Genomic DNA, 1,584 nt, shown 5'->3' on the forward strand with positions numbered 1-1,584 from the left:
ATTTGTCGCTTTTCTGCGGCTTGAACAACGACTGGAAGAACTTCTTGGCCGCAAAGTCGACCTGGTTACCCGTAAAGCCCTCAAACCCCACATCGGCAAACAGATATTGAAAGAAACCCGCCATGTGCGCCACGCGTGATAAACTGATTCACGTATATTTTGGTGTCGACCACGACATTGTCTGGGAAACCATCCATCAGGATCTCGCACCACTGGCACATGCCGTTGCGGTTCTGCTGGAGCAGCATAAAACGAATTCAGATTAGTGGTTAAAGCTTTCACTCTCTGCGTTAAAAGCCTCAACGCAGAGACGCTGAGGCGGAGAGAAGGAGAGGAACCCTGAAAAAGGTTTTGGGTCTTAAAACCAAGAATACTGATTTTAAGTGTGGTTTTCTCTCCGTCTCTGCTCCTCTCCGACTCTCCGTTAAATGCCTTAACGCTGAGACTCTGACCAAAATCTTTTTTTTGCCGCAATCAAGATCTATCAAGATCTAATAAATGCAATCACAACCAGAGGTTCCAGCAGTAATAGGTTCTACTCTCAGATTTTCATAGATTTTCATCGCGGCAAGCCTTTATCTGCGTTCCAAAAAAGAAGTTTAAAGGTGTTGACCATAAAACCGTTCCAGGGAGGTAATACGATGCGCCATCTCAAATATGTTGTTTTTCAGGAGGGCAAATATTTCGTATCACAATGCCTGAATGTTGATGTGTCAAGTTTCGGCTCAACTATCGACGAGGCGGTTTCAAATCTCAAGGAAGCGGTGGCCCTTTACTTTGAAAATGAAGTCGGCGACCAGCATTATCTGCATGTTGGTGATGCGCTCATCGGAGAAACTGTCATCAATGCCTGAAATGCACTCATCAAAGGCAATAATTGCGATTCTTCTCAAACACGGATTTCAGCAGGTATCGCAAAGGGGTAGTCATGTAAAATTGCGCTCTGATAATAGGATTGTCATTGTGCCACACCCCAAAAAAGAGATTCCCTACGGGACATTCCAGTCAATCGTCAGACAGTCAGGGCTGGACCGAAAGGACTTTTCCGACAACTGAGAAGGGGCAGATTTTTACCCCTTAATGGCAACTCGCGGATTGAAGGTTTAGGGATTTTACTAAAAAAAACAGGTTTTAATGGTTTTAGCCTTCATCCGCCGTTATCCGCCGTTATCCGCCGTTATCTGCGTACGAAAAAAAGGTTTAAAAGCTTTAAAGGCAACTCGAACGCAGATAAAAACAGATGCACGCAGATGAGGTCAAAGGCAAAACCTTTGAATCAGGTGTTGCCTTAAGGATCTGCCAGCGGAGAAAGGGGAAGCAAATTTATGAGCAAGAAAATAGTTTACACTGATGAACCGATTGGCCCGGTAAGGATTGTTTCCGACTTCCTGCCATCACCGGCAGAGCTGTCATTTAAAGAGGATACGGTCAAAGTCACCCTCGCCCTGAGCCGTGAGAGTGTCGATTTTTTTAAACACGAAGCGCAGAAAAACCACACCCATTACCAGAAGATGATTCGACGCCTGCTCGACAGCTACACCAAGACCTGCAAGGAGCGGGAAGCACAGTAAGTCTCTTTGGTTC

At 45.5% G+C, this 1,584-nt stretch carries 4 protein-coding genes; all 4 read left to right on the plus strand.

Annotated elements, in window-relative coordinates; all coding sequences use genetic code 11:
• Positions 1 to 122: 122 nt before the first annotated feature.
• On the plus strand, positions 123 to 266 hold the full coding sequence (locus AC6F7T_RS11135; protein ID WP_500718859.1) for a HepT-like ribonuclease domain-containing protein: 144 nt from the start codon (positions 123 to 125) through the stop codon (positions 264 to 266).
• 375 nt (positions 267 to 641) lie between these two features.
• Complete coding sequence (locus AC6F7T_RS11140; RefSeq protein WP_191156425.1) at positions 642 to 854, plus strand: type II toxin-antitoxin system HicB family antitoxin; 213 nt, start codon at positions 642 to 644, stop codon at positions 852 to 854.
• 1 nt (position 855) lies between these two features.
• Entirely contained in the window at positions 856 to 1,056 is a 201-nt protein-coding gene (locus AC6F7T_RS11145) for a type II toxin-antitoxin system HicA family toxin (RefSeq protein WP_500718862.1), read from the plus strand.
• 269 nt (positions 1,057 to 1,325) lie between these two features.
• The gene (locus tag AC6F7T_RS11150; RefSeq protein ID WP_191156428.1) at positions 1,326 to 1,571 is read left to right on the plus strand and encodes a CopG family transcriptional regulator; all 246 of its coding nucleotides are present in this window, start codon (positions 1,326 to 1,328) and stop codon (positions 1,569 to 1,571) included.
• Positions 1,572 to 1,584 lie beyond the last annotated feature (13 nt).

It is taken from the genome of Pelovirga sp., from assembly GCF_059864205.1.